Raw genomic sequence first — 23,389 nt, forward strand, 5'->3', positions numbered from 1 at the left:
ATTCATCGTCCTTATGACGCTAGGCTCTTACCGGGCGAAATGATCGGAGGAAACAAATGACGCAAGTGCCGCTTCTCGGCGTGCTACTTGCACTCGTCTTTTATGCCATCTCCGCCTCCCCCTCGTTGCTTCCTAGGCGCTGGTGGTACCACGGTTTGGCTTCCGGCCCATTTGCCGCGCTCGGATACTCGATTGGATGGGCGCTGACCGAGTTCGTTCAGTGGATCGCCGATGAAACCGGGGTACGACTTGTCGGGCCGCCCGAACTATTTGACGCGCTGAGATGGATCATCGTCATCCTGGTACTGGCATGGACCATTTGGATGTGCACACGCGCCTTCTTATCTTCGAAACGTGCCGCTCAAGTCGTGGGAATCAAACCTGTCAGCTTCGGTGAGTACCTGCTAGCTCTACTGGCGACCGCGGTCATGTTCGCCGCCACAATGGCTATCGTCTACCTGCTAAAAAACATCTTTATTCTGCTGGTTGCAATACTTGACCGATGGCTTCCCTCGCTTGCCTCTTGGGCCATTGCCCTCATAACCGTTACTGTGCTGGTTCTGGTGGTCTCTAACAAGGTAGTTTTCAAGCTAATCATGGCCTATTTCGCCAGAGCTGCCCAGAGCCTCAACGATAGAAGCAACGCTCACCTCAGAGTTCCAACGGTCCCTGAACGATCCGGTTCCCCCGAATCGTCGAGTACCTGGGATTCCATCGGAGGACAGGGGCGACTCTTCCTCGGCTTCGGACCATCCGCAGAAGAAATCACCGAAGTCACGGGCCGCCCGGCGATGGAGCCCGTGCGCGTCTATGTTGGCTTACCCAAGGGTGAGAAAGACCCTCGTCCCCTCGCCGTCAAGGCTGTTGAAGAACTCAAACGAGCAGGCGGACTGAACCGATCCGTACTGGTCGTTTACACTGCCACGGGATCAGGCTGGGTGGACGAGTGGGTCTGCCAACCCCTCGAGTACATGACCGACGGGGACTGCGCCGTGGTCTCCATCCAGTACTCGTATTTATTCTCTGCTGCCATGATGGTCTCTGACCTGACGCCGTGCGCGGATGCAGGACGTGCATTGTTCGAAGAGGTGGAGAAAGAAGTCCTCAAGCTTCCTGAGGACCGTCGTCCGCTGCTAGTCGTCGCCGGAGAATCACTCGGTGCCTACGGTTCCCAGGCGGCGTTTGAGGACGAGGTTGATCTGCGCAATCGAACAGATGGCGCAATCTGGGTTGGTTCACCAAACTCGTCTAACCTGTCGCTTCGTTTGACCTCTGCCCGACAGAAGGGCAGTCCTGAGGTTGCGCCTGTGGTCGACTCGGGAAAACACGTCCGGTTCATCACGCGCCCAGAAGATCTTGAGTCGGACCTGTTCGGGCGCGAGTACGGCAAATGGCACTACCCGCGGACGGTCTTTGTTCAACACGCCTCGGACCCGGTGGTTCGATATTCGCCAACACTCGCATTCCGTGAGCCAGACTGGCTGCGCGAGAGAGTTGGTCCCGACGTATCCCCAGCCATGAAGTACACCCCGATTGCGACCCTATTCCAGGTCATTACAGACCTACCGGTTGCCGGCCTAGCCCCCGCCGGACACGGGCATACATATCACGGCGAACTATTGAACGTCTGGATGAAGATCCTAGGGCTAGATGAACCGACCGCTCAGGGAAGGATCCCCAGCGGGGACTGGATCACCCCTGAGATGAGGGAACTAATCGCCGCAGCGATCGAAACTGACCTCAAGAAGTATCACAAGAGCCTCGGACCGCCCCCGACCGATCTCTAAAGCAGACCCTTCTTCTCACAGTGACGCAATGCGATCCAGCCGATAGGAAGGCGCCCGTAGAAGCTGACCAAACGGAACACCACCGCGGTAGACAGCGCAACGGCCGCTGGGATGCCAGCCACCTGAAGACCCGCAGTTAGTGCGGCCTCAACGGGTCCGATACCACCGGGGCTCGGGACCAACGAACCGAGAGTCGTCGAGATCAGGTAGGTAATCGACAAACTCACTACGTTCAGCTGCATGCCAAAAGCGGCCAGCGAGAAACCGAAAGCCGCAATGTATCCGATATTCATCAAGAGGTTACCAAGGAACGCGATGCCCAGTTCCTTCGGATGTCCTAGTATCCAAAGAAGTTGCGGGTATGCCTGATTCCAGTACGGCTCCACGGTCGAAATAATCCAACGCCGTACCTTCGGGATTGCGAAGGCTGCCGCCAAGACCGTAACAATGGCCGCGAAGACCCAAATTATCGTGGTGGTGGGCAAATTCAGGTTCAACGAGGTTCCGGTAGCAACAACCACAACAATCAGTAGAATCACGGATGTCAGGAACTGGCTCACCTGAACCAAGGTCACCGTCGCGACTGCCACGGGGGTTGCAATCTTCTGCTTGTTCAAAAAGCGAATACTTGCGGCTGCCGGTCCAAGACCTGCGGGAGCCACCAGAGCGACAATCGATCCTGCCATCTGCGCCAGAGTTGTCTCCCACAAACTAATCTTCTTCGGAGAGAAGGCGACCAGAGGAATGGCCGCACCAATCCAGGGCAGACAACCAAATCCGAATGCTACAAGAATCCACCAGGGATTCGCCTTCGTGACGGCATCGACAACCGCGTTGAAGTTGAGACCGCCAAACACCGCGACCAGAGCGGTCGCACCGAGGACTGTCATCAGGACCGTACGTGGGGCAAAGCGTTGAACCTTCATCGGTTCAGGCGCCTTGGATGTGGGTGCGATCTGGGACAGTTGATCGCGAAGAGTGTCCAAAACTCCGGTGCGGCGAATCATCGGGCGAATATCCGATGGAAGAACCGCACTTTGAAGCACCAGTCCGGTCGAAAGAAGCTTGGCCGGACCAATCTGTCGAAGAGCCGACGCAATAGCTCGCTCTGGACTCGTCACTAGGGAGAGGTGAACGAGCATCTGCGCACAGTCGATCATTCGTGCGGTGCCACCACTACCTAAGTCGCCCTGACTCCAGTCGACGATCCAAACATTCATCGCGGAGTCGACACGAATCGAATCTCGGTCAAGATCACGATGACAGATGTCCCGATCGTGGGCGTCTTGCAGTTGACTCCATGCCTGGTCAAGCATGTCGTCTGAGATGTCCACTCCGTTATCAACCAGATCAAAAAGACTTGCTACGGGAGGTAGCGTCTCCCAGACGACGGCCACCGAACTGCCCGCCTCCGCGAGCGCAAGAGGACGAGGAGTTCTCACCCCTGCCGATGCAGCCGACGCAGCCGTAAGCATCGACCGTTCAACACTTGGCTTCAGCCCGGTGCTGATCCAGCGAGAGATCCCCTTCAATCGAATGTTTTCCCAGATATCCGCAGCGAGGGCCACTATCGATGCTTCCGGGTCAGAGACGTGCAAATCAAGCTGGAGTCCATCAGTGAGCCAGATCTGGTAAAGGCGCCCTCGCCCCTGATTGAACTGCGGAGTGATATGGAAACTGGTCTGCGCTGCTTCGGCCGTTATCGCAGTCAGCGGAGGGTTGATCTGTCCGCGCCGGAAATCCGGGGTCTGATCGCTTTCGCTTACCTTCCAAGTCTCAAGAGGCTCTTCACTGGTGTTGAGATCACTGCGAACAATTCGCGTCGGAGTCAGGCCAACATCCAGACAGGCATCGACCAGATTCGTCGGACCGGCCCGACCATCATCAAATCCCGCCACCCAGCGAGCCACCGATCCAAAAAGCCTTCCAAGAAGGACGGTTATCAGAATTCCTGGAAGAGTCTCCGTACCGCGAACCAGTGAAAAGAAAAGCAGGATCCACACGCCCCACCAAGACAGTCGAATGGAAGTCGAGCTGTTTGAGGTGCCGGCGATGGTCAGCATTGCAATGATTACAACAAAAACGGCGTTGACCGAGTTCAACTGACCCGTGCCGGTCTCAATGACAAAAGCCGCGCTGACGGCGCTTGGCAACAAGGGAATCAGTAACAAGAGTCCCCATGCGAGAAGAGCCGAGACTACACCCGTAATCACCGTCTTGATAATGGACGCTAGCTCGCCGCGTCGAAGTAGCGAGATCATCAGGGCCAGGGGAGCCGCAATAACAAACAGCCCCTCAAGCACACTGAGCGGCATGAATAGGACCTGTTTTAGGACTTCACCCAGCGCATTGGTGATGTCTTTCTCGACTCCCTGGGTCGTTGAGCTGGCATAGATGTTGACCAGGACCACGAAAGCTATTCCAAACAGAGTCGCGACCGCTTCAACGATGTCTTCGAATCGACGCTGCCTCACCGGAATTCGGTCTGAAACCAGAACCGGGGTCGCCAAACGGCGCTGAGTTATTAGGTCGGGGCCGCCCGTGATGGACCCGCGCTCTTCCCCGGATTCGTCCACTCGGACCAGGTCGAGGGCGTCCTCATCCTGGATGAGCGCATCGACTTCCTCTTCCTCAGAGGAGACTTCGGCCTGGTCTGACATATGCTCAAGCTTAGTGTTGCATCGGATTGTGCGCCCAGTGCCCCCTCTGGGAACCCGCTGAGAGATCGCATTCAATTTGCTTGCACCTATTCCACGTAGCATATGCGCAGATAGGCTGGTCTGCGGAAACCAATCCGATCCAGGCCCTACCTAATATCGACATATCGACGAATACCGAACAGGACCGCACACGAAGTGACCGGACTTACCCTTATCGCCTACTCCCTGCTCCCTGCCGCGACCGATCCGGGAGGACAGTCCTGGTGGCAAACCGTCATTGGCTGGTTCAAGGACCCCAGCGATCTGCTGATCGCCATGGGACCCTGGGTCCTGGTTGGTGTGGCCGTCATTGTTTTCATCGAGTCCGGGGTCTTGTTCCCAGTACTGCCCGGAGACTCCTTGATCTTCGCCGCCGGGTTGCTGCATATCTCGCTGGGACTCAATATGTGGGTCCTAATCGGGGTAATCCTCATTTCGGCGTTTCTTGGGGCTCAGATCGGCTACTGGATCGGTCATAAATGGGGACGAAGCCTCTTCAAGGACGACGCTCGGTTCCTCAAAACCGCGTATCTTCATCAGGCCGAAGCCTTCTTCACCAAGTACGGTGGCCGAGCCCTGATCATCGGTCGATTCGTTCCGTTTGTTCGCACATACGTGCCGCTCGCGGCGGGAATCGCCAAGTTCCCCTATGGACGATTCGTCTTCTTTAATACCCTCGGTTCTGTTATTTGGGGCGGAGGCATCACCTGGCTCGGCTCGGCCCTAGGGGGAGTCGAATTCATCCACGACAACCTCTCTGTCATAGTCCTGCTGATTGTCTTCGTTTCGGTTGTGCCGATGTTCATGGAGTGGTTCCTGCAGCGGAGACGGGCTAAGAAAACGAACGAGGAAGAGCCCGACCCGGTCATAGTGACCGTTTCGGACGGGGAAACTGAGCGGCCGTGACCCTCCAGTGGTTTCCTGACTGGATCGCGCTACTGCCTCTGGTAGCCGCGATGGTCGCGTGCTGGTTTGGCGCGTCCTATTTCTGGCTCCGTCTGGCGCGTATTCCTGCAGTTGTGGCCATCGCCGCAGCACCCGCAGTGACAACGACACTGATCTGGTTATTGAGCGTTATTTGGCGGGCCTGTGGATGGTTCTGGTCCGGTGGCCGAGTCCTCCCCGTTATCGCGGTTATCGGCTTGACCGGGGCCGCACTCTACGTTTGGCTCTGGCGCACGGGGCGAATGTCAACGCCGATAAGTGACCGAGCTCGGTCACTCTTCCTTCCCCGAGCCGCAGCCATTTCTATCGCGTGTCTGGTCGGCTGGATCCTGGCAGCCATCCCGATGATAGTGGCTGCGCCTCCGATCAATCCGGTTCAGCAGTGGGACCCCTCGTTCCACATGAACGGGGTCTGGGCCATAACGCAGGAGGGCATTGCGTCCCCCGGCGAGGGTCTTGCATCGAACTACGGAGGGGCGGCCTCGAAGGAGTACCCCATTGGGTGGCACGCCTTCACCGCGCTCTTCGCCACCGGTCCCACGACCGTCCAGGCAAGTAACGCCTGCTCACTGGCATTGATGGCGCTCTGGATAATCACCATCGCCGCCCTCACCCGGTTTCTCTTCCCAACGAGAATTACTGCACTGGCAGCGCCAATCATCGCCGGCGTTCTTCCCTCGATGCCGGCTGACGCGCTGACCGCGTACCAGCAAACACCGAACGCAATGTCCGTTGCCTTGCTCCCGGGGATAGCCGCAATCGCGATTCTCGCTGGAAGACAGCTGGTCGCTTTGTTCCAGGGGCGTGCAAACCGATGGCGAGATCTGTTTCCCACGGTCATCCTCACCCTGGTTGCACTGTACGGAGGTATTCAGGCGCATCCTGTTGTGGCTTTCAACCTGCTCTTTTTCTTGGCTCCGGCGGCAATTGCCGGCGCCGTAGCAGTGGTTTGCTGGGCGTCCCGATCACGCGACTACCGCACCATAATCATCGTTGTTCTCGCTGTCATCGCGGCGGTCGGTGTCGTGGTCGCGGTACACCTGACTCCCGAAGTCGAGTCAATGCGCAACTACAACCGTAAGGGCGTGGGAATCCAGACAGCACTCTCACAGGTCTTCGTCCCGACACCGCCCTTCCCGAGTAATCTGGGCGTCCCGATCACTTCTACGATCCTCACTGCTCTTGCGGCCGCGGGTTCAGTTTGGATTGTTCTAGCCAGGTACACGGACCGGAAATGGGCCAGATGGAAGGGGGCGGTTCGTCCAGTTGCCTGGCCGATCTGGTCGTGGGGACTCTACCTGACCCTGGTGTTTTTCGCCTACGGGCCAAACTGGGCAATCAGGAAGTGGATTGTCGGGCCGTGGTTTTCTGACGGTCGAAGAATTATGGAGGCCATGTCAGTTCCCCTCGTAATCCTGGCCGCAGTCGGAACGCAGTGGGTTGTCCTTGGACTGGCTCATCTGTGGAGAAAGACGAGCGAGCAAAATGTAGCGGACTCGGAGTCCGCAATCGGAGCACTCCTCGCCCTCGTTCTACTGGTCGGCTCGCTCGGAGGCGGACTTGACGGACGAATTGCGGCCGCCAAGTCTGTCATGGATCCGACCCGCCTTGGCAAGCCGGGAATGGCGACCCAGGGAGTTTTGGACATGATGCGGGAGCTTCCGACGCTGCTACCCGAAGACGCGATTGTTCTTGGGGATCCTCAGGCCGGGGCGATGTACTCGCAGATGATTGGACAACGCCGCGCATACTTCCCCCAGTTGACCCTGGTAAACCAAGATAGTGAATCCCAGGAGATCCTGCTTCAGCAATTCGATCAGATAACCACTGATCCAGTGGTGTGCGAGGTCGTGAAGAAAGAGGGAATCACTCATTTCTATCAGTACCCGGACGGCTACTACTACTCCCGTCTACGCGCAGATCGGGCACCCGGCCTCTACAACGTCGATACCAGTGAAGGTTTCGAGTTAGTCGCGGAGGGCGACCAGGCGCGGCTCTACCGAATCACGGCCTGCGATTAGAACACTCAGCGCCCCGGCAACAAAAGAGTCGTAACCTGGGGTTGCCTTACAGATCAGGGTCCCAAACCCCGAACCTGCGAACTGGAGCAAGTATGCACGATTCCACCAAGATGGCACCTACGAACGTGCCAGGGCCGCCCCCTGTCGGCGAGAACATGCTCATCGCGTTTCTCGGACCGTTCGGCACCTTCACCGAGCAGGCAGTTTGGAAGGTCGCACCCGCGGGCGCTGAACTGGTTCCAGTAACCTCTGCAGCCAAGGCTTTGAAGATGGTTCACGACGGTCAGGTAGACCGTGCGGTTGTGCCCATCGAGAACTCGATTGAGGGCGGGGTCAACGCAACGATTGATGCACTGTCCAAAGACGGAGAACTAACGATCGTTGCAGAAATGCTGGTCCCCGTCAGATTCGTTTTGGCCGCACTTCCGGGCACGACCATGACCGATGTCAAGCGGGTTGGAACTCATCCGCATGCCTGGGCCCAGTGCCGAGGCTGGGCCGAAGAGCACCTTCCAGGCGTCATTCATGTTCCCACCACCAGCACTGCGGCTGGCCCCGAGTTGCTTGGGTCAATGGCCGACGACACAGGGGAACTTCCCTTCGAGGCAGCACTGTGCAACGCAACCTCAGTGGAACGCTACGGACTGGTCGCTCTGCAGGAAGACGTGGCTGATAACCGCGGTGCCGTAACTCGTTTCATTATGGTCTCCCAGCCGGGGCCTACACCCCCGGTGACCGGAGCAGACAAAACAACGATTCAGGTCGAGTTACCGAACGATGAAGCCGGCGCACTGCTTTCGATGCTTGAGCAGTTCAGCGTAAGAGGGGTCAACCTGTCCCGGATCGAATCACGCCCAATCGGTGGGGAGTTCGGACACTATGCCTTCTCGATCGATATCGCTGGACACATCGCCGAGGAGCGGGTGCAGGCGGCGCTCATCGGTCTGCATCGAACCTGCCCGAAGGTAACGTATCTGGGATCGTACCCGCGAGTTGATGGAATCCGGGCAGAAGTCCAGCGCGGGACCAACGACCAGGACTTCGTGGACGCAAGGGCTTGGATAAGGTCGCTATTGGCGAAGTAGCTAGTTCCTCTTCTTTCCTCTTCTGGTTTGCCAATCAGATAGGGGACTTTTCGCCGCCCTTTTTGCGGCGTGTTGTTCCCCTATCTGATTGGCAAACCAGAAGAGGTGGCTGGAGTAGCTGGAGCAATCCCTAGATCCGCCGATCCTCGTCCGGAATTGCCCCGGCTGTATTCTTCGGGGCGCGGACAATCAGCGCGCCCTTGTCAACACGAACGCTAACGGTCCTTGCCTCCCCTACGGGGTCACCATCTACCTGCACCGGATAGGCCTTCGAGATATCTACCCGCGCTGAGGAGGTCTGCCTGAACTGAATGGCGCCGAGGTCATTCTTGAGATTAATGGGCTTAAGCCCAACGCTCTGCCCGGCAACCTTGATGGTCAGATAGCTCCATCCAAGAAGTCCTGCGCGGGTGTCGAGAGCGATCAGGTCCATCTTTCCATCATCGATGGAGGCGTCGGGAGCAAGGACTGCGAAGGGTAAGACTCCGCAGTTTGCGAACAGGATGGTTCTGGCGCGGACTCCTGTCATGTCCCAGGTTTCTTCTTTCTTGAGTGCCGGGGAAACGCCCTTATCAGCACCGAGCGTGTGAGACTGTCTTACGGCTGTTTCGACCGCTTTGGGAATCGGAGCGCTGCGCCTCGACTTGAAGTCACCAGCACTTTCGCCCTCCTTGTGAAAGACGGTTACCGTGGCTTTCATTCGCTCGATCCGCAAAGACTTTAGCGCAGCCAACACATACGCGGTCCACCCGATCCACTTTTTCAGTGACGGGTCGGTGTCCACCATTGTCTGCCCATCGAAACCGACACCCGCGATTACCGTGTAGGCGTACTCGTCTTTAGCAGGTTCATTCACTCCGTCTGGAAGGACACGCACAGCACTTGCCCCGGCCCTGCGCAACAGATCCCCTTCAGCGGGAAGATCCGAGGCGACGGAGACGCGCTCAAGACGCAACCAGGCAAGGTCCATTCTTCTTGAGACCGGCTCAAGCGCCGTATCTAGTGCCTTATCGAGGTCAAGGGGAACACCAATATTCCTGGCAAGAAGATTTCCGGTTCCCATCGGCAACAGCGCCATCGGAACGCGGGAGTGTGCCATTCCCGCTGCAACTGCGCGGACCGTCCCATCTCCCCCAGCAGCCATAACCAGTGAGGGCCGATATTTCAGGGCTTCGATGGCTTGGCCCGTGCCCGGGTCCTCGACAGTCGTCTCAATCCACATCGCCGGACGTCCGGTTGCCAGAATCACCGCGTTGCTGACCTTCTGTTGGAACTCCGCGTATGACCCAACCTTCGTCGGATTCACGATTACCCAGGCCCGGCCCGCCATGTCGGACTTATTCGCGGTAGCGGAAGGCTTGGCATTGAGGAACGCCCTGCGCCTCTCTGCCATGTGGGCCATGACGAAGAACGTGCCGACTGCGACCAGGACAATTGATCCAAGGACGCTCAGTGCCGCGATTACACCTGTGCTCATAGGTACGAGCGTAGCGGCGAACGTGAGCTTTATCCCTGAGTGCTTGACCACCGAACTAGCCCACAAACCTCGCCGGGTACGATTGATGCATGATTGATGTTCGAATTCTCCGGGATACCCCCGATACTGTGCGTGAATCACAGGCTCGCCGAGGCGAAGATCCCGAGGTCGTTGACCGCCTTGTTCAGGCCGATGCCGAGTGGAGGACAGCGCTTCAGAACTTCGAGTCTATGCGGGCCGAACAGAAGCGAGTATCAAAGCAGATCGGAAAGGTCTCGGCCGAAGAGCGCCCCGCTATTCTCGCCGCCGCCAAGGAGCTCGCCCAGAAGGTCAAGGAGGCCGAAGAGCAGTCGGATGCTCTGGGGTCTCAGGTTCGCGAACTCTCGCTCCAGATTTCGAACCTCGTATCAGATAAGGCCCCCATCGGCGGCCCGGATGATTTCCAAGTCCTTCGTCATGAAGGTCCAAAGCCCCGCGATTTCGCGGCGGAAGGATTCACGCCCAAGGACCACCTGGAGCTGGGTGAAGGCTTGCGTGCCATTGACGTCAAGCGCGGCGCAAAGGTCTCCGGCTCACGTTTCTATTACCTCTCCGGCATCGGAGCACGGCTGGAGCTGGCGTTGCTGTCAATGGCTGTCGACCAGGCAACCAGCGCCGGTTTCACTCTGCAGATCACTCCAACGCTAGTGAAACCAGAGATCATGCAGGGAACAGGCTTTCTCGGTGCTCACTCTGACGAAATCTATTACCTACCTGCAGACGACCTCTATCTGGTCGGAACCTCTGAAGTTGCTCTCGCTGGCTATCACGAAAGCGAGATAATCGACCTTTCAAACGGTCCGCTTCGCTACGCCGGCTGGTCAACCTGCTACCGTCGCGAAGCCGGAGCCGCAGGTCGGGACACGCGCGGCATAATCCGAGTCCACCAGTTCAACAAAGTGGAAATGTTTAGCTACGTTCATCCCGAAGACGCGGAAGAAGAGCATAAGCGACTACTCGCTATGGAAGAGGAGATGCTCGCCAAAGTAGAGCTTCCCTACCGCGTAATCGACACTGCAACCGGGGATCTCGGCTCGTCCGCTGCTCGCAAGTTCGATTGTGAGGCATGGCTTCCAACGCAGGAACGGTGGATGGAGGTCACCTCCACTTCAAACTGCACCACTTTCCAGGCACGCCGACTTTCCATCCGCGAGCGCCGCGAGGAGGGCCTAGAGACCGTCGCCACCCTGAACGGAACCCTCGCGACCACGCGCTGGCTAGTCGCTCTACTTGAAAATCATCAGAACGCCGACGGCTCCGTCAACGTCCCCGAAGCACTCCGCCCATACCTCGGAGGCCTTTCGGTCATGGAGCCAGTTACCGAGGGAGGCAAGTGAGTAATCCACTCCTCGTTCCCCCGCCACATAAGGGTCCTCGTATCCCGTATCAAGACATCCTTGATCACGCTCGCTCGTCGCTACCAGGCCATCTGCCGAAGAAGCCACAAGAGATTCTCGTTGCCCTTGACGTGGACGGAACCCTTCTGACGGCTGAGGGGGCAACAGAGCGGATGAAACGCACCGTCCAGGACGCACTGGACGCGGGCGTAAACATCGTGATCGCAACGGGTCGTGGGATCTCATCTACACGCCCAGTGTTTGCCGCTCTCGAACTTCCAGACGGTTATTCGGTATCTTCCAACGGAGCGCAGACGGTTCATTGGACCCGCGAAACTGCGGGTGGCAGCGACCCTGTCAGTCACACGCCCGAGTTGATGATTGAGCACGTATTTGATCCTCGGCCCTCTGCTGATGTCATCTTTGAGGCTGTACCCGAGATCTTAATCGGGGTTGATGACGGAGCCGAGGGGATGCTGGTGTCCAGAAAATTCCCGTTCGGGGAAATGATGTCGGAACAGATCGTCCGACCGATAGGCCAGATGCTCTCAAGGCCGACCGCTCGCATGATTGCACGTGCACCGTGGATGGATCGGGATGACTTTGAAAAGTTGCTGTGGGACCTGCCGCTAGCCGATGTTCAAGTCGCGGTGGGCTGGACGGCTTGGGCCGACATCTGTCCGGGCGGGATCACAAAGGCAACCGGACTGCAGGAACTCGCCGACTCACTTGGTGTGAACCATGAGGGCACGATTGCTTTGGGTGACGGTGTCAACGATATCGAGATGTTGCAGTGGGCCGGACACGGGGTTGCGATGGGCGGAGCATCGGATGTTGTGGTTGCCTCGGCCAACGCACAGACGGGTCCGGTGGATTTCGACGGAGCAGCAGCCGTCCTGGAAGCAGTGTTAGAAACCCTCTAGTTACTTTCGGCCGGGTCCGCGACTAGCCGAGCGCAGATCCCAGCCCGGCCCCCGTGAGTTACCACGCAACCGCGCTACTAAGAGCACGACCCCAGTCAGGATCATCACGACCAGTAGAACTGGGACGATCCACGGCAGATTACCCACCGCGTCATTCACGGCGGCAACTAGATCGTCCGATTGGGCATCCATTCCAAACATGCTAGAAGCCTATCGCGGGCACCTCTTTAGTGTTCGAGTCCCCTACTCTTCGCGGAGTCGGTACCCGCAATATTGCCTAAAGTTCAGTTCGTTGGGGACATTTCGAGGTCACCAACCATCGACAACGCTTTATGCTTTACCTATGTGTTCGACCCCAGGGCCGGGCAAGACTCTTGCAAGAAACGCGATGATGCCGAAGGTGAGTGGGCTATGGGCAGCTGGATTGAATCGGTTGAGCACAACAGGTGGTTATCTCGGCAAATGCAAGCTCTCCTAGAGCACGGCAAAGCCGCGGTCGCACCCACCGGCTACGGGTACTTTAGGCCAGATGGAAGCCTAGATACGGAACGCCCCGTCGATCTGGCAATCACCGCCCGCATGACATTTGCATACTCTCTGGGCACACTGCTAGGAATCCCGGGGTGCCGTCGCTACTGCGACCACGGAATCCGCAGTCTGCAAACGTACTTCAAAGATCGTGAGAAGGGCGGGTGGTTTACCGCCATCGAACACCAGCCGAATTCGGAGGGAACGGGCGCCCCTTGGAAGGACGGCGGCGAACGGAAGTGGCAGTATGCTCACGCATTCCTCATCCTCGCTGCGTCCACGGCGGCAACTGCTAACCGTCCGGGAGCCACAGAGCTGCTCCGAGACGCCCTAACAAACCAAGAGGAACACTGGTGGGACGAGGTCGTTGGGGCCGTGGTCGACGAGTACTCACGTGACTGGTCCGAGTGCGCTCCGTATCGGGGAATGAACTCTCTGCTACACACGGTCGAGGCATATCTCGCGGCCGCTGAGGCTGTGCAGGAACCTATCTGGGTCGCGCGCGCAGGGCGCATGCTTGAGCGCGCATATGAGGAGTCCGAAAAATTCGATTGGCGCGTTCCGGAACATCTGGACGAGGAATGGAATGCGCTCCCCGACTACAACAAAGACGCCCCCAACACTCCCTACTATCCGTATGGCGCAGTTGTGGGACACGGTCTTGAGCTTGCACGTCTCGGTGTGGAGTACCGTGCGGCGCTGCGCGAACATGGCCTTGAGGAGAGCTGGGACATTCAAGACGGAGCGACACGCCTATTCGACCGTGCCAGAGCCGACGGTTGGCGCCGCGGCGGTAAGCCAGGCTTCCTTTACACGACCACACTTGAGGGTGAGCCCGTGCTCACCGAGCATCTGGCCTGGGTTGTAAACGAGGGAATCTGTGCTGCCGTCGCACTTCGGCGCGCTGTTTTGGACGACGACGGTAACGCTGGAGACGTTGAGTTGTATGACCACTGCTACCGCTCCTGGGTCGACTACCTCCACGACTACATGGAACTGGAGGAAGGGGTCTTTGCCCGCGTCTTGGACGAGGACAACCAACCAATCGAAGGTACTATTCCAACCCGGCCAGATATCTATCACCCGATCCAGGCTCTACTCACTCCGCGCCTGCCACTTTGGCCACCGATAGCTCCGGCCATTAGTCGGGGCTTGCTAGATAAGCCAGCCGGGGCACCCCCGCGTCTGGTTAAGAACCGCAACCGTCGAACCAAAACTGGTGCTTCCCCTCTGTTCACGTGGAAACAATAACCACACTAGAGAAGTCTCATGCTCTAGAAAGTCGCCTTGTTCGCGTTTGAGTTAGTAGACTCCAGTTCGGGAGAGTTGACCGAGTGGCCGAAGGTGTTGGTCTTGAAAACCAATGTGTCAGCAATGGCACCAAGGGTTCGAATCCCTTACTCTCCGCAAATCCGCCAGGACGCTGGCGGATTCCACTAACGCAGGACTAGATCATGGTGCCCACCGACACTGACGTCCCACCGACGGACTCCAGCGCGCAACGAGTGCTTGAACGAGCCGAGTTCGTCGCTGAGCAAACCCGCCGAGATGCCGATTCCTACCTTGCGCAACGAAAGCGCGAGGCAGACGAGGTTATCGCCCAAGCAAACCGTCAACTGGGGAAGGCCCGTAGCAAACACCAACTTGCGCGTGAAGCCCTCGACCAGATTGAAGCCAGACGCATCCAAGCTCAGTCAGAGCACGACCAAATTGTTAATCAGGCGCTGGCCAAGGCCAACAGCATCATCGTGGAAGCGGAGCAGAAGGCGGGTGCCACATTCCAGGAGATTCTGGACGGCTCAGACAGGATCACGGAAAACGCAAAGAGTGAAGCCCAAGAAATCCTTGAACGGGCAAGGGCCGAGGCCGAAGAACTCAAACTTCGCACGGAAGAAGAGACTCAAAAGCACCGCCTTGCAACATTTACCAAAATGGACGAGGTCGGCCGGGAAATAACCCTGAAGCAGGGAGAGGCTGATCGACAAGTCGAAGCTCAGCTTCACGAAGCCGAGGAGACAGCAGCAAAGATCATCGCCGAGGCGGAAGCAAATCGTGAGGCTTCACGCTCGGAGGCAGCCGAAACTGTTAGGCGCGGCGAGGAAGTAGTTTCTGCGATGGTTGCCGCCGCTCAGGCAGACATCTACTCCCGAACTAAAATCGCACAGGCTCAGCAGCGTGCGTTGATCGAAGACGCGGAAAAGCACGCCGAGTCGATTCGCATGCAAGCGGCATCCCTTCTTGAAGAAGCCCAGAAAGAAGCACAGCGAGTTCGCGAGGAAGCCCATCTGGTCGGGACTAGCCACATCAACGATGTCCAAGAACAAATGAGGGAACTGCTTGAAGCCACGCAGCAGGACCGCACGGCCATTTTGGAGGATGCTCGCACACGTTCACGCGACTTAGAGTCACAGGCCCAAGAGACACTGGAAACCGCACGCCGCCGTCAGGAAGAGCTTCTGCAGGATGCCGTCGCAATCGGTGACCAGTTAGTAAAGGACGCGCAGGAAGACGCTGATCTGACGCGAGAGCGAGCGCGCCAGTTCCTCACTGACGTTGAGTCACAGAGTGAGCAGACGCGGTTTGCCACAGCCACCGAACTGGAGGAACTCCGAGACCAGGCGTTTGCCAACGCCCGCGAACAACGGGCCGAGGCGATGCAGATCCTTACAGACGCCCGCACGTACGCCGATACAATTCGGGCAGAAGCAGAGGTTATCCTTGAGCAGGCTAAGCAAGAAGCCGTGGCTCTCGCGGAGAAACGAGACGGGATCGCATCAGAGCTAGCAAGCATCTCTGCGGTGGTCGATGCCCTAGCGGTTCCGATCCCGACCTCAGTCATTCCAGACCAACTAGTATCCAACATAGATCTGCCCGAGGAGGACGACAATGTCTGACCAGAGCTTTCCAATTGTCCGAAAGGGCTACGATCCAACAGAAGTAAACCAGGCGGTGGCGTCTCTGCGCTCCACAATAAAGCGCCTTGAAGATCAGCTGAGCGTAACCAACGATGCCGGACTCGCCGCGGCCAAGCAGTCTGAAGAACAGCAGCAGACCATCGAGGAACTAAGCACCCTCGCGACAGCGCTCCAACAGCAACTGAACCAGGCGAACACAGAGCTCAAGAACGCAGTGCCTCTTGAGGAAGCGACCTTCGATCATCTCGGGGACCGCATAAAACTGATCCTCAACACCGCGAAGGACGAGGCCGCTGCGCTGACTTCGGCGGCAAAGGAAGAGGCCGAGAAGGTTCTTTCCGAGGCGAGTACAAAACGCGATCAACTATTGAATGACGCCAATAACGAGGCCGAGGACATTCTCTCGAAGGCCCAGACAGAGGCAACCCGAACTGTCGAGGACGCAAACAAGCGAGCTGACGACATTCGCGTTCAGGTAGAGGGTGAGGCCGCGGCCTCTCGTGAAGAAGCCGCCACGCACATGGAGTCCCAGCGAGCTGCGGCGGCCGCAGCAGCCCTCGATTTTGAGAAGACTCTAGCGGGACGCCGGGAGGAAGCACTCGCTGGTCTTGATGCCGATGTTGCTGCGCGCCACGAAGAACTTGCCGATGCAACCTCTAGGCTGAACGAGATCCGAGCCGAAGCGCAGCGCGCCGAATTTGAGGCACGCGAACGCGCCGAACAACTTGTTCGCACCGCTGAGCAGCGCTCGAATGAAATGATCTCCGAAGCAAAGAACGCCGCAGACGCACTGCGCCAGAACGCGGAACGTGAGCTTACCGCTGCACTGAGTAGGCGCGACTCAATCAACGAGCAACTCGTGAGTGTTCGAGCCATGCTTTCCAGCTATGGCTCTCCGGCAGTCGACCTAATCGATCTAACGGACGGAGGTCATTCGGAGGCAGCGATAGAGACCCCCGAGTCCGTCGAGGATACCCGGGCTGAGCAGACCGTCGACGCGGAAGAGACCATAGAGGAAGTCTCAGAAGTGGTCGAAGAAGCTGGTGAAGAACCCGCCCCGGCTGAAGACTCCGAGGCGACAGATAGCGTCGAGTCGGCCGATGAGTCACCTGAATCCAATGAGGTCATTTCGGACGAGAGTTCCGAAGACGTTCCCGCATCTGAGAGGACTCCCAGTTGGGTTCGCGTACAAGAGGGTGCGAAGACAACTAGCGACGTGGATAAGGAATCTACCGAGCAGTAATAACTGCTTTTGCACGTGAACGTCGAATAATCCTCGCTCCAACAGCGAGGATTATTCCCGTCAGTGCTATTGCTATTCCTAGGATCGCCACGGGTTCAAACGCTCGCGAAAGTGGCGTAGCAAAACGTGACCATGCCTGGTTGACAACCTCGTTCAGCGACGGGTCGACGGCGGTGAACATTTGTCGACCCATTTCCGGAATACGCCAAATCAGCACTCCCGCTACAGCTGCGGTGAAAGCCCCAATCACAGCGACGGTCATGAACCGCTTAGGAGTAGCTACCAGAGCCACAGTTGCGAGAACAGCGGCAAGCCAGACAAAGTTGTCACCACCCGTTCCAAGAGCACTGTAGAGGGGGCGCCAACTCCCAATGTCCGATATTTCGAGAACAGGAATGGTCTGACCTGTCTCAGGAACTAGCGAGAGCATCCAGGAAGTAGGGCCCGAGAGATTGCTCTCTGCAGCATCGAGAATCAGATCAACGTGTAACGACAGAACAAGTGGCGCTGAGTCGTCGACGGCGGGCGCTTCCAGGGCGGCAATGATTTGAGAGTGCAGGTCCTGTGTGGCCTGGTTGAAGACGGGTGGGAAGGCCGCAGAAGTCACGAACTGAGTCGTAGCGTCCTTGGCAAGCTGGCCTGCCTGGTCCGCCACCCCGATGAGCGCTGACTCAACGGGGTCCTGAAGGAACTGCTGTAGAGCGGCCCATAGTCCAGATTTGTCATTGGCATCACCCTGACCTAAACCGACCATATCTTGGAGCGCGGTGGTCGCCGGGAGTCCCTGTATGGTTTCGGATGCAATGTCTCCCACTTGGTTTGCGATGACCGATTGAAAAGGTCGGCTCTCCGCGACGGGTGCGAGGGTTTGAACGAAGCCTTCGGTATCGGTCACGTAGTCCCGACTCCAGTCGCCAATGACCGACAGACAAACACTTGCCGCGGTGCCGAACGCAGCCAGCACAGCGACGGTCCAGCGGACAATTAGCATCGGAGTCCCCCGATACCAGGGGCGCGTTGAGTTCTGCCCTGCGGTCATCTCAATTGTTTGCATGTGCCCGTCACTTTCAGATCAGCTGCTGACGAGTCAAGCATCTCGCAAGGCTGCGGTCTACGGAACTGCGGTTTATGACATAGGGAATGAGGCCCGGTTCAATTGGAAGATGGCGCGCTACCTACTACTATTGAGGGGCCTGGAGACGTCGCATAGCCAGGTCGAGTGCGCCTCCCTGCTAAGGAGGTAGGGGTTCACGCCCCTCGAGGGTTCAAATCCCTCCGTCTCCGCGAATAACCCCCGGAATCTTTTTGATTTCGGGGGTTTTGCCCGTCAAGTAGCTACGCCGCGTGCATGGTCGTGAAATGATGTGACTCTAGTTTTGATGTTTGCGACAACGGAGTCGAAGGAGCTTCATTGTGCTTTCCCCCTACCTGAGCTTTAGCGGTAATTGTGAAGAGGCCTTTGTCTGGTATGCGGAGGTTTTCTCCGGTGCCATTGTCCATCTTTCACGATACGGAGACATTCCAACGGACCCCGCTCATCAGCTAAGTGAAGACATTAAGAGGCAGGTAATGCATGCTGAGTTGGTCTTGCCAAACTTGGGAAGCCTCAGTGGTGCAGACTCACTTACGGCGGTTAGCCAAGGAACCTCCGTCGCTCTGCATGCCGCATTTCCCAGTGTTAGCGAAGCCCATTCGGCCTTTGATGCACTTGCTGTTGGAGGCGCAGTAATTTCACCAATCGTTTCTAATCCACCCCCTGACGATCAGGGAATCTCTGGGGCACTGATAGATCGATACGGATTCACCTGGATCGTGTCGGGCCTCAAAGACTAATCGTCTTTACCGAAGCAGTGAACTCGTTTCTTCCTGCACCCCAGCGACCCAACTGCTGATGAATACAACCACTAAACAATGGCGAGGGCGCTGAGTCCCGCCCAGCGGTGACAGCGGGCAACTCTGCACTAAGGTTTGTTGCTCTGCTTACGTGCTACCCCGCAGCAATAGCTCGTAGCCCGCAGTTATGTCGCGCGCGGCGCTCTTGTCCCCCTCGATCCTCATGATGAGCTTGTCGAGCGCCTTGGCGGCAATCTCAGCAACGTCAGGTACCACTGTGCTCAGAACCGGATTCGAAAACGCTCCTTCTGGGATCCCGTCCCAACCAATCACCGCCACATCTTCTGGCACCCTGACCCCGTGTTCGGCGAGGCAACTGAGAGCACCGATAGCAAGAAGATCGTTGCCACAGACGAGTCCGTCAAAGCTAACTCCTTGTGTCAAAAGAGACTTCGTCGCATCGTAGCCAACGATGCGACTGTACTCGGGCGTCGTCTTTATTAGTCGGGGATCGCAAACTCCGCCGTGATCGGCTATAGCTTTGCGAAACCCTTTGTATCTCAAAGCGCCCACTCCGAGTCCCCCTGCTTGGAGTCCCACGAACGCCAATTTGGTACGACCTAACTCCATGAGTTGCGCCGTAGCGTCTGCTTCCGAGGCAACCGAGTCCACGCCCACGTGATCCAGGATGTCGCTACTCGCGCGTTCCCCCAACAGCACTACGGGCGTAGGCGGGGGACCGGTCGGAAGCTGCTCATTCTCTAGCATCAGCGTACTAATAATCACGCCATCTACCTGGTGGGATAGAAGACCGCTAATGACCGAGAGTTCGTGTGCTGGGTCACCGAATGACTCATCAATCAACGCAACCAGGCCGCGCCTTTTTGATTCTTTGATTACTTCATGCGCCAACATTGAGAAATACGGTTGTGTGAGGTCTGGAACCGACAGCGCGATGGCCCCAGTTCGTCCTGTCGCGAGATTACGGCCTATTAGGTTTGGTCGGTAACCAAGCTTATCGATCGCATCCAGAACCCGCTGACGGGTTTCGGGGCGTACGTTTGGACGCTCATGTACAACATTCGTAACGGTTTTCCATGAGACTCCAGCGAGGGCTGCGACTTCCTTGATACCTGGGCGGCTACTACCGCGAGCCGCTGTTGGCATCTCAGGCACGCTTCCTCCCTGTCTGATACGTGTGTACTGTCATCGTTGCTTGACATGGCACGCAAAGTTGATCATATAATACTCACAAGATTCTAACGTTAGAATCTTGCGACAGTACGGCAGTGTGGCTGAGACGTTTTGGAGAAAGCATGTGGACAAAGATGTTACAAGGAAAGGCGGGGCAAGTTGTCACGCTGGGCGCGTGCGCCGCGCTACTAGCTGGCTCAATAGCCGGATGCAGTGGCGGATCAGGGGATGGAAAAGAGTCTGAGACTGGCGAAGGCGGCCAGTCTGCCACTCCGTCTCCCAGCTCATCCGCAGAGTTGAGAGCAACGTGGTGGGGCGGAGATGTCCTGAATGCAGCGTTGCAACAATCAATGCAGGATTGTGCGGTCGTGGCAGACGCAAAGGTTTTGACGGAACCACAACCGTGGGAAGGATACTGGGACAAACTGGCAACCCAGGCCGCTGGCAAAAATCTGCCAGATGTCCTAATGCAAGCGGCCAGCCAACTGCCAGACTATGCAGGCAAGGGTGCGTTGCTTGACCTTACTTCAATTCCAGGTATTGATTTTGACCAGTTGGATCCCGGCGTCCGTGACTACGGAAACGTGGACGGAGAGACTTTCGCGGTTGTTGCAGCGACCAACGCTTCGGGCGTTGTTGCCAACACTGAAATGCTCAGCGAAGCAGGTATGCCGTTTCCGGATGGTCAGTACAGCTGGTCCGACCTGAAGCAATATTCCATTGACCTCTCCGACAAGCTTGGTGAGGGAAAATGGGCATTACAGGACTCCGCAGGCGACATGATCTTGTTCATTCTGTTTGTTAGGGACGAGACGGGTGGCGAATTCTATAGCGATGAGGGCATATTCCAACCGACTTCGGAGCAGGTTGAGGCTTGGTTCCAGTGGTGGGATGACTTGCGCACAGCAGGTGCTGTCCCCCCAGCCGACGTGACCGCAGAAGCTGCAGGCGATCCCGGAAACTCGGCCATTGTCAAGGGCAATGCGGCAATGGGTTTCATGTGGACCCAGGACCTAACCAGCTTCCAGGGACTGATGGAGCCTGAGCTGGACATATACCTGCCGCCATTCAAGGACTCGAACCCATCACTCTGGATTAATGCGGCGAGCCTATGGTCGATAGCTGCAACGTCGCCGAGTCCCGAAAACGCGGCAGAGTTGATCAATTGTTTGGTGAACGATCCCCAGGCAGTAGAGACAAATGGAGTTGCACTAGGCATACCTCCTTCGCAGGCGGCCCGTGATTTACTACAGGGCAAGCTGTCGCCAGCAGACGAGAAGGCCGTTGAGTACATGAGTTTGGTGTCCGAGCATTCTCGCCCACTCAACCGTCTATGGCCGGCTGGCTTCGCCGAGCTGAGATCTTACTTCGAACAGACTGCGCAGTCTGTGGCCTTTGGAAAGGACTCCCCTCAGCAGGCGGCAGAACTCATCTTAACCAAGGCCGAAGAACTAGACGCGGCTCTATAGGTGATCCCGGTAGGTTCGCTGCGGTGGCTCCCTTGGGCTCGACCACCGCAGCGGTCCACCATGAAAAGTAAGGTTGCAGATGACTGCAAAGACAACGATGAAGGTGCGACATTCCACCCGCCGTTCGCGAAGTGAGGCCCGCGCAGCCTACGCTTTCCTTATTCCCTGGATAGTCGGGATGGTCGCCCTGGTGCTAGGGCCAATGGTTGCCTCGCTCTACCTCTCGTTCACCAACTACGACCTGTTTACAACTCCAGATTGGATCGGGACGAGGAACTACTCCTCACTCGTAGCGGATCCGCGGTATATACAGTCCCTCAAGGTCACGTTCACGTATGTGCTGGTCTCCGTCCCATTGCGACTTGCCGCAGCGCTTGGCTTGGCGTTACTACTCAACCGAAATATGCGAGGCATGAGCATCTACCGGGCCATACTATATTTACCTTCGCTTCTGGGAGGTTCCGTCGCAGTAGCGTTGGTGTGGCGACAACTCTTTGGCCGAGAAGGCGCAATCAATCAGCTTCTCTCCCTATTTGGGATACAGGGAGCCAACTGGATTGCGGAACCGGATTACTCGCTCGGAACAATCATCATTTTGGCTGTATGGCAGTTCGGGTCGCCAGCGATAATCTTCCTGGCCGGACTGCGAGAGATTCCGAAGGAGCTAGAGGAAGCAGCGCAGATTGACGGTGCCGGCAAACTGAGGGTCTTCCGGTCGGTTACCCTGCCTATGCTTAGCCCGATTGTCTTCTTCAACCTGGTCATGCAGACAATCGTTGCGTTTCAAGCATTTACGCCTTCTTACATTATTTCTAAGGGGACCGGTGGCCCCCTTGACTCGACGCTTTTCTACACCCTCTACCTATACATAAAGGGGTTTACGGAATACAAGATGGGTTACGCATCCGCAATGGCTTGGGTTCTCGTAGCAATCATTGCAACGTTCACAGCCGTGTATTTCATTTCATCCAAACGATGGGTCTTCTACGCTGCAGGAGACGACAAATGAGAACCACCGAAGATACAACGAACGTAGGTCAGCGCCAGACAGGAAAGCCCCACAACGCAGTCAAGAGCTTTGCATGGCAGGGTCTTATGGTACTGCTATGCGTTGCAATGATGTATCCGTTGCTTTGGATGCTCCGCAGTTCGGTGGTGCCCGAGACCGAGATTTTCTCATCGCCTTCGATTATCCCGAGTTCTGTCAGCTTCGAGAACTATGCCAAGGGCTGGGATGCGAACCCACCGGGTTTCGGAAGGTTCTTGATTAACTCCCTTATTGTCTGCGTTGGCACTGTACTGGGAAATCTGGTTTCTTGCACCCTGGCGGCTTACGCATTTGCCAGACTTAGGTTTCCGTTTAAGGGAATGCTCTTTGCTGCGATGTTGATGACGGTAATGATTCCGAGTCACGCGACGCTTATTCCGCAGTACATTGTGTTCTCGGAGATAGGGTGGGTCAATACCTACCTACCGCTAATCATCCCCAAGTTGCTCGCAACGGATGCATTCTTTATATTCCTGCTCGTCCAATTTATGCGTGGAATTCCGAACGAGCTAACAGAGGCGGCAGAAATCGACGGATGCGGGCATTGGCGAACCTTTTCACGCATCATTTTGCCGCTTACAACGCCAGCGCTGGCGACCACGGCTGTGTTCACCTTCATTTGGACTTACGAGGACTTCCTCGCACCCCTAATCTATCTGGCGGACATAAACGCCTACACGGTGCCCCTGGGTTTGCGAATGTTTATGAATGCTATGGGGAACTCCTCATACGGTCAGCTATTTGCGATGTCGGTGGTCTCCCTGGTTCCAGTCTTCCTCATCTTCGTTTTCTTCCAACGACAGCTGGTCGAGGGCGTTGCCACGACCGGACTCAAGGGCTGATTGC

General features: G+C 57.0%; 18 protein-coding genes and 2 tRNA genes. 15 read left to right on the forward strand and 5 right to left on the reverse strand.

From position 1 onward, the window contains the following. The first annotated feature begins 56 nt into the window (after positions 1 to 56). Entirely contained in the window at positions 57 to 1,787 is a 1,731-nt protein-coding gene (locus tag U6G28_03125) for an alpha/beta-hydrolase family protein (GenBank protein WRS30697.1), read from the forward strand. Here U6G28_03125 and U6G28_03130 read toward each other — a convergent pair. Next, positions 1,784 to 4,447 (reverse strand): lysylphosphatidylglycerol synthase transmembrane domain-containing protein, encoded by a 2,664-nt coding sequence (locus U6G28_03130; GenBank protein ID WRS30698.1) that lies wholly within the window; start codon positions 4,445 to 4,447, stop codon positions 1,784 to 1,786. The two genes, U6G28_03125 and U6G28_03130, sit on opposite strands and share 4 nt — an antisense overlap. Positions 4,448 to 4,762: 315 nt before the next feature. On the opposite strand from U6G28_03130, the gene U6G28_03135 reads away from it, so the two are divergent. The 3 genes from U6G28_03135 to pheA all read left to right on the forward strand — a co-directional run bounded on the left by U6G28_03135 (position 4,763) and on the right by pheA (position 8,537). Continuing rightward, positions 4,763 to 5,392 carry a DedA family protein gene (locus U6G28_03135; protein WRS31182.1) on the forward strand — a complete coding sequence of 210 codons (630 nt, stop codon included), beginning with the start codon at positions 4,763 to 4,765 and terminating at the stop codon, positions 5,390 to 5,392. Next, entirely contained in the window at positions 5,389 to 7,452 is a 2,064-nt protein-coding gene (locus U6G28_03140; GenBank protein WRS30699.1) for a DUF6541 family protein, read from the forward strand. Before U6G28_03135 ends, U6G28_03140 begins: the two co-directional genes overlap by 4 nt. A 92-nt stretch (positions 7,453 to 7,544) precedes the next feature. After that, complete coding sequence (gene pheA / locus U6G28_03145) at positions 7,545 to 8,537, forward strand: prephenate dehydratase (GenBank protein ID WRS30700.1); 993 nt, start codon at positions 7,545 to 7,547, stop codon at positions 8,535 to 8,537. A 130-nt stretch (positions 8,538 to 8,667) separates the two neighbouring features. Here pheA and U6G28_03150 read toward each other — a convergent pair whose 3' ends face one another. Next, a complete protein-coding gene (locus U6G28_03150) occupies positions 8,668 to 10,014 on the reverse strand; it encodes a diacylglycerol kinase family protein (protein WRS30701.1) in 1,347 nt (448 codons plus the stop codon). Positions 10,015 to 10,103: 89 nt separating this feature from the next. On the opposite strand from U6G28_03150, the gene serS reads away from it, so the two are divergent. Both serS and U6G28_03160 read left to right on the forward strand, forming a co-directional pair. After that, positions 10,104 to 11,390 carry a serine--tRNA ligase gene (gene serS, locus U6G28_03155; GenBank protein ID WRS30702.1) on the forward strand — a complete coding sequence of 429 codons (1,287 nt, stop codon included), beginning with the start codon at positions 10,104 to 10,106 and terminating at the stop codon, positions 11,388 to 11,390. Beyond that, positions 11,387 to 12,313 (forward strand): HAD hydrolase family protein, encoded by a 927-nt coding sequence (locus U6G28_03160; GenBank protein ID WRS30703.1) that lies wholly within the window; start codon positions 11,387 to 11,389, stop codon positions 12,311 to 12,313. Before serS ends, U6G28_03160 begins: the two co-directional genes overlap by 4 nt. Here U6G28_03160 and U6G28_03165 read toward each other — a convergent pair whose 3' ends face one another. Next, positions 12,314 to 12,505 (reverse strand): hypothetical protein, encoded by a 192-nt coding sequence (locus U6G28_03165; GenBank protein WRS30704.1) that lies wholly within the window; start codon positions 12,503 to 12,505, stop codon positions 12,314 to 12,316. A gap of 270 nt (positions 12,506 to 12,775) precedes the next feature. Between U6G28_03165 and U6G28_03170 the strand changes: the two genes are divergently transcribed. The 4 genes from U6G28_03170 (at position 12,776) to U6G28_03185 (ending at position 16,999) form a co-directional block, all read left to right on the forward strand. Beyond that, a complete protein-coding gene (locus U6G28_03170; GenBank protein ID WRS30705.1) occupies positions 12,776 to 14,092 on the forward strand; it encodes an AGE family epimerase/isomerase in 1,317 nt (438 codons plus the stop codon). 69 nt (positions 14,093 to 14,161) lie between these two features. Next, positions 14,162 to 14,248, forward strand: a tRNA-Ser gene (locus tag U6G28_03175). A gap of 47 nt (positions 14,249 to 14,295) precedes the next feature. Continuing rightward, entirely contained in the window at positions 14,296 to 15,735 is a 1,440-nt protein-coding gene (locus U6G28_03180; GenBank protein ID WRS30706.1) for a hypothetical protein, read from the forward strand. Then, positions 15,728 to 16,999: a hypothetical protein gene (locus tag U6G28_03185; protein WRS30707.1), complete on the forward strand. Its 1,272-nt coding sequence runs from the start codon at positions 15,728 to 15,730 to the stop codon at positions 16,997 to 16,999. Before U6G28_03180 ends, U6G28_03185 begins: the two co-directional genes overlap by 8 nt. Here the strand turns inward: U6G28_03185 and U6G28_03190 are convergent. After that, positions 16,986 to 18,053: a hypothetical protein gene (locus tag U6G28_03190; protein WRS30708.1), complete on the reverse strand. Its 1,068-nt coding sequence runs from the start codon at positions 18,051 to 18,053 to the stop codon at positions 16,986 to 16,988. The two genes, U6G28_03185 and U6G28_03190, sit on opposite strands and share 14 nt — an antisense overlap. Positions 18,054 to 18,194: 141 nt before the next feature. Between U6G28_03190 and U6G28_03195 the strand changes: the two genes are divergently transcribed. Together U6G28_03195 and U6G28_03200 are read left to right on the forward strand one after the other, a co-directional pair. Continuing rightward, positions 18,195 to 18,283: transfer RNA gene (locus U6G28_03195), tRNA-Ser, on the forward strand. Positions 18,284 to 18,412: 129 nt separating this feature from the next. Continuing rightward, complete coding sequence (locus U6G28_03200; protein WRS30709.1) at positions 18,413 to 18,832, forward strand: hypothetical protein; 420 nt, start codon at positions 18,413 to 18,415, stop codon at positions 18,830 to 18,832. A 147-nt stretch (positions 18,833 to 18,979) separates the two neighbouring features. Here the strand turns inward: U6G28_03200 and U6G28_03205 are convergent, their stop codons facing one another. Then, on the reverse strand, positions 18,980 to 19,999 hold the full coding sequence (locus tag U6G28_03205; protein WRS31183.1) for a LacI family DNA-binding transcriptional regulator: 1,020 nt from the start codon (positions 19,997 to 19,999) through the stop codon (positions 18,980 to 18,982). Between the two features lie 149 nt (positions 20,000 to 20,148). Between U6G28_03205 and U6G28_03210 the strand changes: the two genes are divergently transcribed. From U6G28_03210 to U6G28_03220, 3 genes are all read left to right on the forward strand, one after another. After that, entirely contained in the window at positions 20,149 to 21,495 is a 1,347-nt protein-coding gene (locus U6G28_03210) for an extracellular solute-binding protein (GenBank protein ID WRS30710.1), read from the forward strand. A 79-nt stretch (positions 21,496 to 21,574) separates the two neighbouring features. Then, positions 21,575 to 22,504 carry a sugar ABC transporter permease gene (locus tag U6G28_03215; protein WRS30711.1) on the forward strand — a complete coding sequence of 310 codons (930 nt, stop codon included), beginning with the start codon at positions 21,575 to 21,577 and terminating at the stop codon, positions 22,502 to 22,504. Beyond that, entirely contained in the window at positions 22,501 to 23,385 is an 885-nt protein-coding gene (locus tag U6G28_03220; GenBank protein WRS30712.1) for a carbohydrate ABC transporter permease, read from the forward strand. The genes U6G28_03215 and U6G28_03220 overlap by 4 nt, the downstream gene beginning before the upstream one ends. The last annotated feature ends 4 nt before the right edge of the window (positions 23,386 to 23,389 follow it).

The organism is Actinomycetaceae bacterium MB13-C1-2, assembly GCA_035621235.1.
Taxonomy (GTDB): domain Bacteria; phylum Actinomycetota; class Actinomycetes; order Actinomycetales; family Actinomycetaceae; genus Scrofimicrobium.

What these genes read in the sequence shown, in the direction of transcription:
- U6G28_03125 (WRS30697.1), top strand. Translation starts at nt 57, where the DNA reads ATGACGCAAGTGCCGCTTCTCGGCGTGCTACTTGCACTCGTCTTTTAT.
- U6G28_03130 (WRS30698.1), bottom strand. Translation starts at nt 4,447, where the DNA reads ATGTCAGACCAGGCCGAAGTCTCCTCTGAGGAAGAGGAAGTCGATGCG.
- U6G28_03135 (WRS31182.1), top strand. Translation starts at nt 4,763, where the DNA reads ATGGGACCCTGGGTCCTGGTTGGTGTGGCCGTCATTGTTTTCATCGAG.
- pheA (WRS30700.1), top strand. Translation starts at nt 7,545, where the DNA reads ATGCACGATTCCACCAAGATGGCACCTACGAACGTGCCAGGGCCGCCC.
- U6G28_03150 (WRS30701.1), bottom strand. Translation starts at nt 10,014, where the DNA reads ATGAGCACAGGTGTAATCGCGGCACTGAGCGTCCTTGGATCAATTGTC.
- serS (WRS30702.1), top strand. Translation starts at nt 10,104, where the DNA reads ATGATTGATGTTCGAATTCTCCGGGATACCCCCGATACTGTGCGTGAA.
- U6G28_03165 (WRS30704.1), bottom strand. Translation starts at nt 12,505, where the DNA reads ATGGATGCCCAATCGGACGATCTAGTTGCCGCCGTGAATGACGCGGTG.
- U6G28_03170 (WRS30705.1), top strand. Translation starts at nt 12,776, where the DNA reads ATGCAAGCTCTCCTAGAGCACGGCAAAGCCGCGGTCGCACCCACCGGC.
- U6G28_03180 (WRS30706.1), top strand. Translation starts at nt 14,296, where the DNA reads ATGGTGCCCACCGACACTGACGTCCCACCGACGGACTCCAGCGCGCAA.
- U6G28_03185 (WRS30707.1), top strand. Translation starts at nt 15,728, where the DNA reads ATGTCTGACCAGAGCTTTCCAATTGTCCGAAAGGGCTACGATCCAACA.
- U6G28_03190 (WRS30708.1), bottom strand. Translation starts at nt 18,053, where the DNA reads ATGCAAACAATTGAGATGACCGCAGGGCAGAACTCAACGCGCCCCTGG.
- U6G28_03205 (WRS31183.1), bottom strand. Translation starts at nt 19,999, where the DNA reads ATGCCAACAGCGGCTCGCGGTAGTAGCCGCCCAGGTATCAAGGAAGTC.
- U6G28_03210 (WRS30710.1), top strand. Translation starts at nt 20,149, where the DNA reads ATGTGGACAAAGATGTTACAAGGAAAGGCGGGGCAAGTTGTCACGCTG.
- U6G28_03215 (WRS30711.1), top strand. Translation starts at nt 21,575, where the DNA reads ATGACTGCAAAGACAACGATGAAGGTGCGACATTCCACCCGCCGTTCG.
- U6G28_03220 (WRS30712.1), top strand. Translation starts at nt 22,501, where the DNA reads ATGAGAACCACCGAAGATACAACGAACGTAGGTCAGCGCCAGACAGGA.